The 14,076-nt window shown below is 70.4% G+C and carries 14 protein-coding genes and 2 pseudogenes; 12 read left to right on the plus strand and 4 right to left on the minus strand.

The features are described from left to right. The first annotated feature begins 178 nt into the window (after positions 1-178). Positions 179-667, plus strand: coding sequence for a hypothetical protein (locus tag ADK65_RS08475; RefSeq protein ID WP_053669292.1), 489 nt, complete (start codon positions 179-181; stop codon positions 665-667). 190 nt (positions 668-857) lie between these two features. On the opposite strand, the gene ADK65_RS37960 is transcribed toward ADK65_RS08475, so the two are convergent. Together ADK65_RS37960 and ADK65_RS08485 are read right to left on the minus strand one after the other, a co-directional pair. Further along, positions 858-1,262 (minus strand): DUF6336 family protein, encoded by a 405-nt coding sequence (locus tag ADK65_RS37960; RefSeq protein WP_053669479.1) that lies wholly within the window; start codon positions 1,260-1,262, stop codon positions 858-860. 445 nt (positions 1,263-1,707) lie between these two features. Continuing rightward, positions 1,708-2,307, minus strand: coding sequence for a TetR/AcrR family transcriptional regulator (locus tag ADK65_RS08485; RefSeq protein ID WP_053669294.1), 600 nt, complete (start codon positions 2,305-2,307; stop codon positions 1,708-1,710). Positions 2,308-2,362: 55 nt separating this feature from the next. On the opposite strand from ADK65_RS08485, the gene ADK65_RS08490 reads away from it, so the two are divergent. The 4 genes and pseudogenes from ADK65_RS08490 to ADK65_RS38460 all read left to right on the plus strand — a co-directional run bounded on the left by ADK65_RS08490 (position 2,363) and on the right by ADK65_RS38460 (position 4,640). Continuing rightward, complete coding sequence (locus tag ADK65_RS08490; protein ID WP_053669297.1) at positions 2,363-2,827, plus strand: SRPBCC family protein; 465 nt, start codon at positions 2,363-2,365, stop codon at positions 2,825-2,827. 273 nt (positions 2,828-3,100) lie between these two features. Further along, positions 3,101-3,325: pseudogene (locus ADK65_RS38770) on the plus strand (IS5/IS1182 family transposase); the annotation flags it as partial. Between the two features lie 87 nt (positions 3,326-3,412). Further along, a complete protein-coding gene (locus ADK65_RS08500) occupies positions 3,413-3,679 on the plus strand; it encodes a hypothetical protein (protein ID WP_053669301.1) in 267 nt (88 codons plus the stop codon). 499 nt (positions 3,680-4,178) lie between these two features. Next, entirely contained in the window at positions 4,179-4,640 is a 462-nt protein-coding gene (locus tag ADK65_RS38460; RefSeq protein WP_159038747.1) for a hypothetical protein, read from the plus strand. A 114-nt stretch (positions 4,641-4,754) separates the two neighbouring features. Here the strand turns inward: ADK65_RS38460 and ADK65_RS08510 are convergent. Then, a pseudogene (locus ADK65_RS08510) lies at positions 4,755-5,540 on the minus strand (phytase); the annotation flags it as partial. A gap of 203 nt (positions 5,541-5,743) precedes the next feature. On the opposite strand from ADK65_RS08510, the gene ADK65_RS08515 reads away from it, so the two are divergent. From ADK65_RS08515 to ADK65_RS08535, 5 genes are all read left to right on the plus strand, one after another. Then, positions 5,744-6,316, plus strand: coding sequence for a DUF6328 family protein (locus ADK65_RS08515; protein WP_053669306.1), 573 nt, complete (start codon positions 5,744-5,746; stop codon positions 6,314-6,316). Positions 6,317-6,447: 131 nt separating this feature from the next. After that, positions 6,448-6,681, plus strand: a complete 234-nt coding sequence (locus tag ADK65_RS08520; RefSeq protein ID WP_053669480.1) for a hypothetical protein — start codon at positions 6,448-6,450, stop codon at positions 6,679-6,681. A 476-nt stretch (positions 6,682-7,157) separates the two neighbouring features. Then, positions 7,158-8,666, plus strand: a complete 1,509-nt coding sequence (locus ADK65_RS08525) for a cryptochrome/photolyase family protein (protein WP_053669307.1) — start codon at positions 7,158-7,160, stop codon at positions 8,664-8,666. Positions 8,667-8,847: 181 nt separating this feature from the next. Next, positions 8,848-9,306 (plus strand): SRPBCC family protein, encoded by a 459-nt coding sequence (locus tag ADK65_RS08530; protein ID WP_053669309.1) that lies wholly within the window; start codon positions 8,848-8,850, stop codon positions 9,304-9,306. 595 nt (positions 9,307-9,901) lie between these two features. Further along, positions 9,902-10,663, plus strand: a complete 762-nt coding sequence (locus ADK65_RS08535; RefSeq protein ID WP_053669311.1) for a class I SAM-dependent methyltransferase — start codon at positions 9,902-9,904, stop codon at positions 10,661-10,663. Between the two features lie 52 nt (positions 10,664-10,715). On the opposite strand, the gene ADK65_RS08540 is transcribed toward ADK65_RS08535, so the two are convergent. Continuing rightward, complete coding sequence (locus tag ADK65_RS08540) at positions 10,716-11,336, minus strand: LysE family translocator (protein WP_053669313.1); 621 nt, start codon at positions 11,334-11,336, stop codon at positions 10,716-10,718. A 173-nt stretch (positions 11,337-11,509) separates the two neighbouring features. Here ADK65_RS08540 and ADK65_RS08545 point away from each other — a divergent pair, with 173 nt between their 5' ends. Beyond that, on the plus strand, positions 11,510-13,267 hold the full coding sequence (locus ADK65_RS08545; protein WP_053669315.1) for a histidinol-phosphate aminotransferase family protein: 1,758 nt from the start codon (positions 11,510-11,512) through the stop codon (positions 13,265-13,267). Further along, on the plus strand, positions 13,264-14,067 hold the full coding sequence (locus ADK65_RS08550; RefSeq protein WP_199825592.1) for a phosphatidate cytidylyltransferase: 804 nt from the start codon (positions 13,264-13,266) through the stop codon (positions 14,065-14,067). The genes ADK65_RS08545 and ADK65_RS08550 overlap by 4 nt, the downstream gene beginning before the upstream one ends. Positions 14,068-14,076 lie beyond the last annotated feature (9 nt).

Consider the following 14,076-nt stretch of genomic DNA (forward strand, 5'->3'; position numbering starts at 1 on the left):
GACACGGCAGAGGAAAGCGCCGGCACCGCAGGGGGGACAAACCCCGCCCCACGGCACCGGGACACTCCACGACACCCCTAACCGGCTTCCGGACCGCCGCCGTACCAGCTGCTGCACACGAGTGCTTCCCATTCGAGGCCATCGAAGGAGGGGCTTAGCCCGACGGTACGGTGATCAAGTGGCGAACATCTTCTCTGGTGGAGACCGAGAGCTGGATCTGTCCAACGGCGGTACCCAGGCGTTTGTCGAGGTGCTGATGCTCGCTGCGTCCGATCTTGCATCCCAAGCCTGGGACTTTCGCTTTGCGGCGCTACTGATCTTGCAGGACCAGAACGTGATGGGCCGTGGTGCGGTCGGCTTCCACCTGGAGGAAATCGACTGGGGCTCCAACGAGTCCGAGCGCGCTCGCTCCAAGGACTTCGTACTACGCGCCACGGCTCTCGCAGCGAGCGGGCATCGCTGGGGCGAGTTGGGCTACCACCCGACCCGCGTGCATGACCACCTGGATCAATTCAGGATCATGGTGGAATACTTCACCCCGCCGACCAGCAGCAGCCCCTACCAACACTTCCCGGGACCGGACGTGGCTATGGCGTCGTGTACGCGTCACCGTGTCCTCAGCGGACTCCCGTATTGGGAAGGCTGTTTCCTGTGTAACCAGGCCTGATAGCTGTGGTTGTCAGGTGGATCCAGCCCGCGACAGACGACTCTGCGGTGCTGGGCTGACGGGGATCGCGATGGCATGGAGCGGCGTCCTGCAACCCTCCTAACTCACGGCTGCCAGCACCGGTCTCTCCCCCACCAACGTCCCCTTCATGGCCACGTCTCCGAAGCGCCCGCGCCCGGTCGCGTGTGACTCAACGGCCGTACAGCCAGCTGCCGTACTCGGCGCCCTCTACGAGGAAGTGCAGGCCGAAGGCTCCGGGGAGCAGCACGAGTGCCGAGACGCCGACCCGTAGCAGGACCGGGGCTGCGACCGTGATGGGTCCGCCCTGGCCGGTGACGGTGTGCCAATCGCGGCAGCGGCGGATGTCTGGCCGGCAGGCCCACCAGAAGAAGAGGCCAAGAAGGATCCCCACCCCGACGAGGAAGGCGGCCAGCAATCCGACCACACCGAGGAACGTCCTGCGGTCGTTGTGGTCGCCGACGAACAGGGAGGCCACCCCGAGCAAGGGCACGGCGGCCAGCCCGTACAGGGCCCCACGCGCCGCCACATCCCGAATCCGCAGCAGGGGCTGGATGATCGGGTCCTCGGTCCGCATATACGGCACCGTAACTCAACCGCACCACCAGCAGCACACCGCGTCCTACCACTCGCCGCCCCCTGGAGCAGCCCTTCAGCGTGAGGCCGGTCGGACGCCCGCGCTGGAGGGGCGGCGGCGTCCAGACGGCCGTGCCGCCGGCGGCCGCCCAGCAGGCGTTGCAGCGTGGTGGGCGGGGGCGTGGCGAGCACGCCGCCGGGGGCGTTGATCTGCGCGGAGGCGGCGGCGACAGTGATGGTCGAGCCGATGCCGACGCGGACGTCGGCACCGAGGCGGGAGAGGTCCGCACCCGCAGGACCTCGCGGGATGGTCCTCCTCCAGACAATTCGTACGTGTCTCCGAAAGTCGGCCAGGCAGGTCGAGGCGTATGTGTAGCTCCGGGACCGTCGTCAGGACGGTGGTACAACGTCTGGCCCAGCCGCCGGTACGCCTGATCGGTGACTCGTCACCCCGAGCCGTAGTACAACCGGAGGAACTCCTCCATCGCCGCGTCGACGCCGGCGCGGTCACCCGTGGCGAGCAGGTCCAGCAGCAGGCCGCGGACGGTGGCGAGTCCCAGCCTGGCCCGGTTCCGGGCCAGGGCAGGGTCCGCCCCCGCCCCGACCTCGGCGGCCACGAGCGGCTCCAGCCAGTCCGTCACCAGCCCTTCGAGGACCGGGACGGCCTCGGGGCGGCCGCGCAGCGCGTGCCCGCAGATCTCGAAGAAGAGCCGCTCCTGACCGGCCAGCCGAGGGTCCGTGAGCTGCCGCCACAGCAGCCGCGAGACATCGGCGGGCGAGAGACCGGGCTCCAGGCGGAGCCGGGACAGCACCTCGCGCTGGCGCCGCTCCGAGGTCCGGACGATCTCGACGAGCAACTGTTCCTTGGAGCCGAAGTAGTGGATCAGCATGCGATGACTGACACCGATCGCAGCACCCAGCCTGCGCAGGCTCAGGTTTGCGATGCCGTGGGCCGCGACGTGATCGACAGCCGCGTCCACCAGTTGTGCGCGCCGAGCCCCGTGCGCGCCTTGCTCGGCCTCGCCCTCGGGTTGCGAGTCGTCCATGGTCACCACGTCGCGACTGTACCAATCGGTACATGCCGCATGTACCGTGTGGTATATGAAGCCTGTCACCGTGTCGATCGACGTGTCTCAGACTCCCGAGCAGGTCTACGGTTTCCTCGACGTCATGGCGAACCACGAGCGGTTCACCGACCACTACCTGACCAACTGGCGCTACACCGGCCCCGCCAGGGGCATCGGATCGTGCGCCACGGTCACCGCCGCGCTGGGCGGCACGAAGACCGACGTCACCATCGATGTCGTCGAGGCCGAGGCCCCTCGGCGCATCGTCGAGCGCAACGTCAGCGCGGCCGGCCGGCGGCAGGGCCGCGGCACGTACGCCATCGAGCCGCTGCCCACCGGCGGGGCCCGCGTCTCGTTCACGTACACGTGGGTACGCGCCCCGCTCGCCGACCGACTGCTGGCCCCCGTCGTACGGGCCACGATGCGGCACGCCAACCGCACGGTCATGCGTCGCCTGGCCACCGAGTTGGCTTGCCAGGTGTCCGCCGCCGAGTCCTGACGGCGGTAGGTGCCGCCCCTTCTCCCCTGCGCAGGCCCGACACCCGCCGGGGCCCTGCCCTCGAGCACGGACTCCTCCAAGAGGTCATCTCAAGTGGACCGGCCGCGCGCTCGAATGCGGGTGGCTTGGGAGCGGGTCCGATGGGCTACTACGAGCTGGCCACAGAGCAGGCTCCCGTGCCGTGCACATTTGGCTCGGCGACCGAGTTTGGCCACCTCCACGGTCAGATCCGTCTGCGGACGGGCCAATTGGTCGCGTGCGGTTGTGTGGCGATCCGGCTGTATGTGGCAGAGGTTGCCGTCGGTGTCATTCGGGCCGTCGGGGGTGACGGCTCATCGGCGCTGTTCCGAGTGGAAGAAAGCCAGGGCTTGGGCCAAGCTCCACCGCCTGGTCCTGGACGAGCTCGGCTCCCGCAGCGAGTTGGACTGGTCCCGCTGCGCGATCGACTCGGTGAAGCCATTCTGCGTCACGACGTACCTGAAGAACGGCCGACCGTCCCCGTACGCAAGACCCGAGCCAATCCAGGACCCCACATCTCCGATCCGCAGCTCCGGCAGCGAGCTGACCGCCCTAGACTCCCCCACGATGAAGCGATGTGTTCATTTCACCGAGCAGGCAGGGCGATTCCGCGACTACCTCCCAGCCGACGATCGGAAGAAGCTGCTGCACGTCGTCGACCGGATCGCCGGCGATCCACAAGGCCCACACACTCACCTCGCCTGCAGAGACGATGACGCGACCCGCTCGACCTGGGCCGACGGCCTCATGGTGGCCTACCTTGTGACCCCATCCGCCGTGGTCATTGTCGAGGTCGACATATACGACGCCGACAGAGGCTTCAACATCGTGTGAACAGCGGGTCGCCGTCACCAGGCATTCGGGACGAGCAGGACCGTGGTGGAGGGCCCCAGGTACAGTGCGCCATGAGTGCTGACCGGGGGTGAACGTGGGCCAGGATGCCGGGAGTTCCGTACCGTCCGTTGCCGTGCGCGGGCGGGACGGGAGCGTTTGGCTCGACGGTGGGGCGGTCCAGCTGACGCAGGACGGTCTGCGGCGGCGCATACCGCTCGCGGCGATCCAGGAGGTCCGGGGCGCCGTAACGTCGGCGGGGTCCGTCGAAGTCGTCCTCACCGCAAGCCCTGGTACCACCGCTACGGTATACCGGCTGGACGGCGGCAATGCGAAGTCGGCAGTCCATTTCGCGGAGGTCGTCAACGGAGTGCTGCCGCGGCGGGAACCGGGGAGTTCACCGCGGGACGGGAACGGACTCGTCGAGTTGGTCGGGCCGGTTCCGGGGGCGAAGCCCGGACCTCCGGCCGGGCACAGGCGAGCCCTGCCGGTCGTCGTGTGCGTGCTCCTCGTTTATCTCGGTGGTCTGACCCTCTTCCTGGTCGCGGACGATCCGGTCCGGGCGACGCTGTGGGGCCTTGGAGTCCTGCCCCTCGCCTTTGGTGCGCTCATCCTCACGCCGGGGCTGACTTGGGTGTACGACTGGCTTGTCCTGAACCGGCGGGGCATCTCCGTCATGGCCACGCACTCCCACGGCTACGGGAACAAGCGCGCCTTCAGCTACGCCGATGTGGAAGGCCGCAAGCACGAGATCAAGCCGTACCTGTCCCCCAGGCACTACCGAGGCGACCCCTCACGGATCGAGATCGTCTTCGATCCCCGATGTCCGAGCCGTGCCAGACCGGCGCTTCCCGGCTGGCACGTTGCCCTGCAGGCATCGGGACCTCTCGTCCTCGGTCTGCCGTTCTTCGCCGCCGGGCTCTTCCTCGTCCCCTACCAGATGGTCGACTTCCTCCTGCGGTGAGGCAGGGCACTCGCTGGGCGCGGTCGTCCCCGCGCCGCTGAGAGCGCGGCACATCCCGAGGGTCCGGCCTGCTCGGCCCGGACCCGTTACGTCAGGCCGGGTGAGTTCGGTCGGCTAGAGGTCGGCGGCGTCCGCCACGTCGCCGAGGTCAACGAACTTGAAGCCGGTCGCGGCATGTGCGCCTGCCTGGCCGGGCGGGAACTCGGGGGTCTCGTGACCGTCCTGGACGACCAGCAGGCCGTTCGGGAAACGGCTGCCCATTGGTGCGTTGAGGACGGTGGCGCCGTCGCACTCCTCCGCCCCGTCGAGGGTCGGTGAGGCCGCGCCGACACGGAAGCCGCCCTCGTACTCGTTGTCCTCGCCGACTTCGCGGTCGTAGAGGGCGAAGGTGTTGTCGCCCTGGCTGGAGGCGAAGAGGTAGCCGTCGCCGTCCGGCTCCTGGAAGAGCGTCAGGCCCTCGACGTCCGCTGACAGCCGGGCGCCACCGTAGCCGGGGTCTGCGCCGGCCGTGCACTCCTCGGTCGCCTCGTCGTAGACAGCGGGGACGCCGTACTGGCGGACCTTGTCCAGCAGGACCGGCTTGGCGGTGAGGTCGGCGCGCATCCGCCAGGTGCCGATGTCCTCCTGGCCGGCGTAGAGCGTGCCGGTGGCGGGGTCCACCACCATGCCCTCGACCTGCGGGAGCTCGCCGGGCTCCGCGCAGGGGGACCAGGTGGCGCCGTTCGGGAGGCGGAAGGAGGAGGGCAGGTCGAGGGTGCGGACCTTGTGGTAGGTGACGGTGCCGTTCGCGGTTGGCTTCAGTTCGACCAGCGCGAGACGCGTCCGCTCCCGTCGGCTGATCAGGGCGTCGGAACGCCCGGTGGTCTTGTCCTGCCAGGTTGCCAGGCCGTAGGAGGTGCGCTCGCGTGCAACAGGCCTCGATCTGTACACGTGAGCACCGACAAGACGGTCAGACGCCGACTGCCGTTCATCCCTCACCGTTGTGGCCGGATCCGACATGCCCCGTGCCCTCTCGCCACCGCGAGCGCCGCTCCTCCCCCTCCGCGCCTGCATGGAACCCCCACAGGCGGGGCAAACGGTGTCTCTGAAATGGGGAGGACGCGATGACCATGACGGAGCAGTCCGTCGGCCCGGAAGGCCGGAACACCGATTGCTGCGCGCGGCACGACAGCCGGCAAGCGAAGCCGGACAGGGAAACGCCCGAGACACCGCATGAGCGGGTCAACAGACGCTGGAACGAGATCCTGCAGGAGACACGGGTCACCCAGACCGGCGTGCAGATTCTGTTCGGCTTTCTGCTCAGCGTGGCCTTCACGCCGCTCTTCAGGGAGTTGGAGGCTTTGGACCGCGGCCTCTACGTCGCCACCGTGGTGTTCGGGGCGTCGGCCACCGGATCGCTCATAGCGCCGGTCTCCATCCACCGCTTCCTGTCCGGTCAGCGCATGAAGGACGACGTGGTGGAAATCGCGGGCCGCCTGATGATGTGCGGCATGGTCCTCCTCGCCCTGACCATCGGATGCACGCTCCTGCTGATACTCCGTTTCGTCGTTCCCGGAGTTCTCGCCGAAGTGCTGGTCACCGGCGTCATGCTGTGGTTCGGCCTGTGCTGGTACGGGCTGCCGCTCTACCTTCGGCGCCGTGCCGATCGGCGCTCCCGCGCACGCGACGCGTCATGATCTTGACGTCCTCGCTCCGGCGGCGCGGTAGTCGGTGGTCGTGAGCGGGGGGGGCGCCCCTATGTGTTTGGTCGAGGTCGAAACCCAGTAGGTTCGTGTGGTCGAGGGCGGACCGAGCCGTAGGGGTGTGCATGGCTGACAGCCAGGTGACGATCAAGCTCACGAGCGACGAGGCACTGGTGCTGTCGCACTGGCTGGAGAAGCTCGAGATGACGGAACTCAGCCGAGTTGGCGACGATCCGGCGGGCTGGGCACCGATCCATGGAATCGCCGGAACGCTAGACAAGACGCTTCCTGGGCTGTTCGCGCCTGACTATGACCAGCGGCTGGAGGCCGCTCGTCAGCGGCTTCGGCCGGAGGACTGATCGAGCGGTCTGGACTCCTCACCTGGCCGCAGCCGGTTGGGGTTCATGGAAGGTTCCGTCGCGGAGCATGGCGAAAGGACGGCATCGAGGTCAGGGTTTTGGAAAGAGGGTAGGTCTCCAGGAGTTCCTCGATCCGCCCGGCCGGCAGTTTGCGCTGGTCTACGGGTACTTCACGACTCACGCCGACTTCGGGTGAGGGTTCGCCTTGGTCGGCGCCCCGCAAGGCAGCCATCGCCGCCACCTCACCGGCCTCGGTCGCCACTCCCACTGACTTCAACGGCGCCTGTGGCAGCGGATACGACGCCTTTGGCGAAGGCTCTCGGCCTTGACCCGATGGCCGCAGCGCAAGTCGGCGCCGCTCGCGCCCCGGCGCCCGAACGGGGGACGCTCAGTGGTCGACCGCATCCGGCGCCGGTCCGGAGGGGAAACCTCATCACCCGTACGTGTGCCCTACCCCTGGCGGAAGGCTTGCTCCCATGCCCACCCCGCACTGGCTCTTCGGTGACCAGCTCGGCCCGCATTTCCTCACTCCCGCCGGTGAGCACGGCCCCGACCGTGGGGCGCCTGTGGTGATGATCGAGGCAAGGTCGGTTTTCCGGCGCAGGCGTTTTCACCGGGCCAAGGCCCATCTGGTGCTCTCGGCGATGCGGCACCGCGCGGCGTCGCTGGGTGAGCGTGTGACGTACGTGCAGGCGGAGACCTATCGCGAGGGTCTGCGCCGGGCGGTGGGCGACGCGCCGGTGACCGTGTGCCACCCCACCTCGTACGCGGCCCTGCGGCTGGTGCGTTCCCTGCCGGGGGTGCGGGTGCTGCCTGCCCGGGGCTTCCTGGTCTCGCACGAGGAGTTCGCCGGCTGGGCCGGGGAGCTCGGTGGGCGGCGGCTGCTGCAGGAGAACTTCTACCGCTGGGTGCGTGCGCGGCACGACCTGCTGATGGACGGCGGCAGCCCGGCCGGGGGCCGGTTCAACCACGACCACGACAACCGTGAGCCGCCGCCGCGCGGCGCCACGGCACTGGACGTGCCGGGACCGTACCTGCCACGGGAGGACGACATCGACGCCGGGGTGCGCCGGGACCTCGACCGATGGGAGCGTGAGGACGGGGTGTGGTTCGTCGGGCGGGACGGCCGCCGCCGCTTCCCCGCCACCCGCCGCGAGGCCCTGTCTGCGCTGCGCCGCTTCGTTGCGCACCGGCTGTCCGCCTTCGGGCCGTACGAGGACGCGATGCTGGCCGGCGACCCGGTGATGGCCCACAGTCTGCTGTCGTCCTCGATGAACCTGGGCCTGCTGCACCCCGCCGAGTGTGTGGAACGCGCAGAGGCCGCCTGGCGGGAGGGCACCGTCCCGGTGAACAGCGCGGAGGGGTTCGTCCGGCAGGTCGCGGGCTGGCGGGAGTACGTCTGGCAGCTGTACTGGCATTTCGGTGAGGGCTACCGGCACGGCAACGCTCTCGGGCACACGGAGGAACTGCCTGCCTACTTCAGCGAACTCGACGCGGACGCGGTCACCGCCCGCTGCCTGTCAGAAGTGCTCGCCCAGGTCCGGGACACCGGATGGACGCACCACATCCCCCGCCTTATGGTGCTGGGCAGCCACGCCCTGCAGCGCGGCTGGGATCCGGCAGCCGTCACGGACTGGTTCCACCGCTGCTTCGTCGACGGTTACGACTGGGTGATGGTGCCGAATGTGGTCGGCATGTCCCAGTACGCGGACGGCGGCCGGATGACCACCAAGCCTTACACCTCGGGGGGTGCCTACATCCACCGCATGAGCGACCTGTGCGGCGGCTGCGCCTTCCGGCCCGCCGAGCGCACCGGCCCGCGCGCGTGCCCCTTCACCGCCGGGTACTGGGCCTTCCTGCACCGGCACCGGCACCGGTTGTCCGGCAATGCCCGTATGCGGCGCGCGGTGCAGGGTCTGGACCGGCTCGGCGACCTGGAGCACGTGCTGCGTCAGGAGCGGCGCCGAGGAGACGAGGCGCCGTGACACAGGTCGCGTGGCGGAGGGTACGCGCCCCCCGCTGAACGGCTCCCACCCGGACCGCGTCTGGTGATGTGCTTGTCGCCTCGCGGGATGACCAGCGCTCCCGTAGGGTCTCGATACCGTTGCGCAGAACGCACTGACGGCCCTTCACGACCCGCGCGGACCGAGTGACCGAGGAGCCCTCATGTCAGGACTGTTCGAAGCGACCACCGAGATCGACCGGCCCGTCGAGGCGGTGTTCGACTACCTCGCCGACGGGCGTAACGACCCACAGTTCAGCCCCCGTGTGCTGAGGATCGAGCGTTTTCCCGACACGCCGACCGCGGTGGGAACGGTCTTCCGCAGCACGGTAAAGGACGCAGGGGTCAAGACAGCCAGGGAGTTCCGGATCACCGAAATCGCGGCACCGGGGCGGATCCGATGGACCGAGGTGTCCAAGAACAGCGTGGCGGTGGCCGAGGGCGGCTACGATCTGGAGCCGCTGGCCGACGGCAGGACGCGGGTCCGTCTGCACAACACGCTGGAGGGGCACGGGCTCGGCAGGCTGTTCGTCGGCCTGGCTCTCGCCGCGGCCCGCAAGGACGCCCCCGCATTCGGTGCCCGGATCAAGGCGGCGGCCGAGGCGGCGATCCAGCCACGTTGACTGAACCCTCGCCCGGAACAGCTACCTGGGGCAGGGCGCATCAGTGAGGGGCCAGGGGCTCATCGTGACTGCCGAGAAGGGGCCCAACCGCCGTGGGATCGACGCGGGGTGCCGCTTCCCCACGACCCGGCCGCAGGCGGATCCGCACGCACGAGTGGCCGGGCGCGGCCACGTGGCAGGCGGCGCGCGTACGAGGTCCCATGACGATCAGCCCGTGCTTGTCGGTGCGCAGGAGAAGTGTGGTGGCGTGATCGGGCACATCGACCGCCGCCGCACCGGACGCGGTGACGACATCGATCCCGGCTGTCCAACGCAGCAGGCGGGGCGGCAGGTTGAGGGTGCTCACGCGGCCCACCACCGTGCCGAATCTCGCGGTTCCGCGCGCTGATCCAGGCCGGAGAGCCGATCCCCGCCCTGATCGGCGCGTCTCGGCAGGCCATCGTCGACCCGCGGGACGTGGCGGCCGTCGCGGTCGCCGCCATGACCAGCGACGCGCACGACGGGCAGCGGTAGGAGCTGCCCGTGGGCTTGAGGGGACTTGTCAGGGCCGAGGTGCGCTGTGCGAACCTGGTGTCGATCGTCGAGGGAGTTCGCCATGCCCACCGCCCCGCACATCGCACTCGATTCGCCTGGGGCCGTCGACGGACGCCATATCCGGGCCGTGACCTTCCAGTCCGTACGGATGGAGTATCTGCGGCGTGTGCTCGGGGAGCTGAGCCTCGTGGCAGCCGGTAGCCGGGCACTCGTCGTCGGCAGCGGGCGCGGTCTTCTTGCCCGTGGTCTCGCCGGGCTGGGGTTCGAGGCGGTGGCCGTCGATCCCTCCCCCGCCGCGACGGCTCTTGCCCGGGACGCGGGCGGCGGGCCGGGCGTCACGTACGTGACGATGTCCGCGGAGGAACTCGACCTGGCGGACCACTCTTTCGACCTCGTGTACTGCACCGACACCCTCGAGATCACCGAACGGCCCGATGCGGTCCTCACGGAGGCGGCACGCGTCCTGCGTCCCGGCGGTGCCTTCGTCTACGACACGGTGAACCGCACCCCCGTGTCCCGGCTCATCTACCTCGGCGCCTTCCAAGCCATCCCGAGCACACGGATCATGCCGAGGGGCCGCTACGCCGCTCACCGGTTGCGCCGCCCCGTGGACCTTGCCGAGTCCCTGGGCCGGGCAGGGTTGTGCGCGCGGGACGTCTCGTCGTTCAAGCCGCGCGACGTGCGCGCTCTGGTGCGCGCGACACGTGGGCTCCGGCGTGGCACACTGACCGACGACCAGCTGCCGGAGCTCGTCGGCATGGTGCTCGAGCCGAAGGGCAGGCCGGTCGTCACGTACCTGGGATACGCGGTTCGCCGGGTGTGAGTCATGCTGTGTGGACCCGGCCCGGTCATCCCGAACGGAACGACGTGGTGGGTCAGGGCTGCGTCGTCGCGACCTTCACGCCGAAGCCGATCAGGACGACGCCGGTGAACCGGTCCATGGTCCGGCGCACGGCGGGCCTCCGGAAGAAGACGCTTGCCCTGGCCAGCAGCATCACGTAGCCGCTGAGCCATGCGGCGGTCAGCGCCGCGTGGAGCAGGACCAGCAGTGCCATCCCGCTGTGAGGGGAAAGCCCGGACGGGGCCAGCGTCGGCAGCAGGCCGGTGTAGAAGACGGCGATCTTGGGATTGAAGACGTTGCTGACCAGGCCGGTCCGCCAGGGGTTGCCGGCGGGGGCGTCGGGGTGGCCGCCGGGGCCTTGAGCCCGAGAGTGTCGGCTGTGGAGCAGCACCTGGGCGCCGAGGAAGAGCAGGTAGGCGGCCCCCGCCAGTTTGACCACCGTGTACGCGACGGCGGAAGCGGCGAGGACCGCGGCCAGGCCGACGACCGTGAGCACGCCCCAGACGAGCAGTCCGGCGGTGATGCCGCCGACCGTCCGCAGCGCGTCCTGCGCTCCGCAGGAAACCGCCCGCTTCGTCACCACGGCCATGTCCGGCCCGGGCACCATGGTCAGCACGGCGAGCACACCGGCCGCCGTGAGGAACTGTATGAGCATGCCAGCAGTTTCACATCCCGTGGCCCGCTGCACGGGATCGCGGCGGCCCGGACACCCGGCGAGCGGAAGCGCCTGAGTACGCGTACTCAGACCGCCCGAGCTGTTCGCCCCTGCTGTCCTCGGGCCGCTCGTAGCCACACTGGACCGCCTTGTCCCCGTACGAAGAGGTTCCGATGGCCCGTGCCCTCGTTCTGCGTTCCGCCACTGCCGGCGACATGTCCTGGATCCATGAACTGCGGCACCGCGTCTACGCGGAGGAGTTGGGCCAGCACGTGCCCAATGCCGAGGGGCGGCTGGTCGACGGGTTGGACGGCGACAACGTCTACCTGGTCGCGGCGCGGGGTGCGGATCGTGCCGGGTTCGTGAGCGTGACGCCGCCCTGGGCCGGCCGGTACGGGCTGGACAAGTACCTGAGCCGGGCGGAACTTCCGCTCCTCGACGAGGCGGACGTCTTCGAGGTGCGGCTGCTGACCGTCGATCCCGACGCGCGGGCGGGCGCGGCGGGCGCACTGTTGATGTACGCGGCGCTGCGCTGGATCGCGTCCCGGGGCGGGCGGCGAGTGGTGGCGATGGGCCGTGCCGACCTGCTCGGCATGTACCGGGCGGCGGGTCTGCGTCCCGTCGGCCGCACCGTCCGCAGCGGGGCGGTCGACTTCGAGGTACTGACCGGGGAGGTGGCGGAGCTGTCGCGGGGTGCCGCGGGCCGGCATGCGGCGACGGTGGCCCGGTTGGCGGCCTGCGTGGACTGGCGGCTGGACGCGCCGTTCGCTCCCCGGCCGGACGGCTGTGAGCACGGTGGGGCCTCGTTCACCGCGATCGGCGCGGACTTCCGCACTCTCGAACGGCGTCGCGAGGTGGTCACGGCCGACGTGCTCGACGCCTGGTTCCCGCCGGCTCCCGGGGCGCGCGAGGCGCTCGCCGGTGACGTGGGGTGGGTCGCCCGGACCTCACCGCCGACCGGTGCTGAGGGCTTGCTCGCGCAGCTCGCCGAGGTCCGTGGCCTGCCCCCGGAGTCGCTCGCGGTGGGCGCCGGCTCCTCCGATCTGATCTTCCGGGCCTTCGGCCGGTGGCTGGCGCCGACGAGTCGGGTCCTGCTGATGGATCCCGGATACGGCGAGTACGCCCATGTCACGGAGCGGGTGATCGGCTGCCGCGTGGACCGGTTCCGGCTGCGGCGCGACGAGGGCTGGCGCATTGATCCGGTGAGGTTGGCGGCGGCCGTCGCCGAGGGGGCGTACGACCTTGTGGTCGTGGTGAATCCGAACAACCCGACCGGTCGTCACGCACCGGCCGCCGAGCTGCGCGAGGTGATCACCGGCGCCCCGGCCCGGACACGGTGGTGGATCGACGAGGCGTACCTCGGCTACGTCGATCCCGCCGAGTCGCTCGCCCCGTTCGCCTCGGGGGACTCGCGCGTGGTGGTCTGCACCTCGATGTCGAAGACGTATGCGCTGTCTGGCGTGCGGGCCGCCTACCTCGTGGCCGACCCGCATACGGCGGCGGAACTGAACAGGTGGACGCCGCCGTGGGCGGTCGGGCTTCCGGCCCAGCTCGCGGCCGTGGCGGCTCTGCGCGACCCCGCCTACTACGCAGCCGCGCTGCGGCGCACGCACGAGCTGCGCGGCCGGCTGGCCGCTGATTTGGGCGCGGTGGATGCCTCCGTCATGGTCGAGGAGTCGGTGGCCAACTTCCTGACGTTGACGCTGCCACAGGACGGGCCGAGCGCCGCTTCCCTGGTCGCGGGGTGCCGGCGCCACGGTGTGTACCTGCGGGATCTGTCGCCGCTGTCTCCGGTGTACGAGGGCCGCACCGTGCGCGTCGCGGTCCGCGACACCGGCGAGAACGCGCGCATCGTGGACGCCTTCCGGGCTGCCCTCGGTGACGTGCGCACGGACGGCCGCGCTGTGCAGGGTGCCGGGGCGGCACGGTGACCTCGGTGGCCGCGCTGGCGCCGTGGCTGGGCGGCGCGCTGCTGGTGAGCGGTGTGGCGGTGGGGGCGTCGCGGCGGCGGGAGCTGATGGTCCGGTGGTGTGCGTGGGCCGTGGGTGTGCCGGTGGTGACAGCCGCGTTCTGGTGGGGGCGGACCGGGATCGCGCTGCTCGCCGGGGTGGTCGCGGTGGTCGCGGTGCTGGAGTTCGGGGTGCTGGCCCGGCTTCCCCGCGTCGACCGGGCAGTGCTCGCCACGGCCGTGGCAGGGTTGATCGCCGCCGCCGCGTGGGCGCCGGAAGAGGTCGGACGGGTGGGCGCTGCCGGGGCGCTCGCGGTGGTCGCCGTACCGCTGGTGGCCGGCGACGCCGAGGACGGACTGCGCCGGCTCGGCACCGGTCTGCTCGGCTTGGTCTGGCTGAGTGTGCCGGCCGTGCTGGCGCCGATGGGGGCGCTCGCTCTGGCGCTCTTCGCCGCGGTGTCGATCGCCGACGTGGTGGCGTACTTCGCCGGCCGACGGCTGGGCGGGCCGCGGTTGTCGCCCCTGTCCCCCGCCAAGACGTGGAGTGGAACGCTGTGCGGCGCCGCGGCGGGGCTCGCCGTACTCGCGCTGCTCTCGGCGTGGAGCTGGCCGGCGGCGGTCGCGGTGGCCGTCGGCGGACCGGCGGGCGACCTCGTGGAGTCCCTCGTCAAGCGCGGCGCCGGGGTGAAGGATTCGGGCCGGTGGCTGGCGGGAGCGGGAGGGCTGCTGGACCGGATCGACTCGCTCGTGGGGGCGTTGGCGGTGGCCGTCGTGCTGGGGTGAGCGGGGCGG

The organism is Streptomyces sp. NRRL B-1140 (assembly GCF_001280065.1).
Classification (GTDB): Bacteria; Actinomycetota; Actinomycetes; order Streptomycetales; family Streptomycetaceae; genus Streptomyces.

What these genes read in the sequence shown, in the direction of transcription:
- ADK65_RS37960 (WP_053669479.1), bottom strand. Translation starts at nt 1,262, where the DNA reads ATGCGGACCGAGGACCCGATCATCCAGCCCCTGCTGCGGATTCGGGAT.
- ADK65_RS08485 (WP_053669294.1), bottom strand. Translation starts at nt 2,307, where the DNA reads ATGGACGACTCGCAACCCGAGGGCGAGGCCGAGCAAGGCGCGCACGGG.
- ADK65_RS08490 (WP_053669297.1), top strand. Translation starts at nt 2,363, where the DNA reads ATGAAGCCTGTCACCGTGTCGATCGACGTGTCTCAGACTCCCGAGCAG.
- ADK65_RS08500 (WP_053669301.1), top strand. Translation starts at nt 3,413, where the DNA reads ATGAAGCGATGTGTTCATTTCACCGAGCAGGCAGGGCGATTCCGCGAC.
- ADK65_RS08515 (WP_053669306.1), top strand. Translation starts at nt 5,744, where the DNA reads ATGACCATGACGGAGCAGTCCGTCGGCCCGGAAGGCCGGAACACCGAT.
- ADK65_RS08520 (WP_053669480.1), top strand. Translation starts at nt 6,448, where the DNA reads ATGGCTGACAGCCAGGTGACGATCAAGCTCACGAGCGACGAGGCACTG.
- ADK65_RS08525 (WP_053669307.1), top strand. Translation starts at nt 7,158, where the DNA reads ATGCCCACCCCGCACTGGCTCTTCGGTGACCAGCTCGGCCCGCATTTC.
- ADK65_RS08530 (WP_053669309.1), top strand. Translation starts at nt 8,848, where the DNA reads ATGTCAGGACTGTTCGAAGCGACCACCGAGATCGACCGGCCCGTCGAG.
- ADK65_RS08535 (WP_053669311.1), top strand. Translation starts at nt 9,902, where the DNA reads ATGCCCACCGCCCCGCACATCGCACTCGATTCGCCTGGGGCCGTCGAC.
- ADK65_RS08540 (WP_053669313.1), bottom strand. Translation starts at nt 11,336, where the DNA reads ATGCTCATACAGTTCCTCACGGCGGCCGGTGTGCTCGCCGTGCTGACC.
- ADK65_RS08545 (WP_053669315.1), top strand. Translation starts at nt 11,510, where the DNA reads ATGGCCCGTGCCCTCGTTCTGCGTTCCGCCACTGCCGGCGACATGTCC.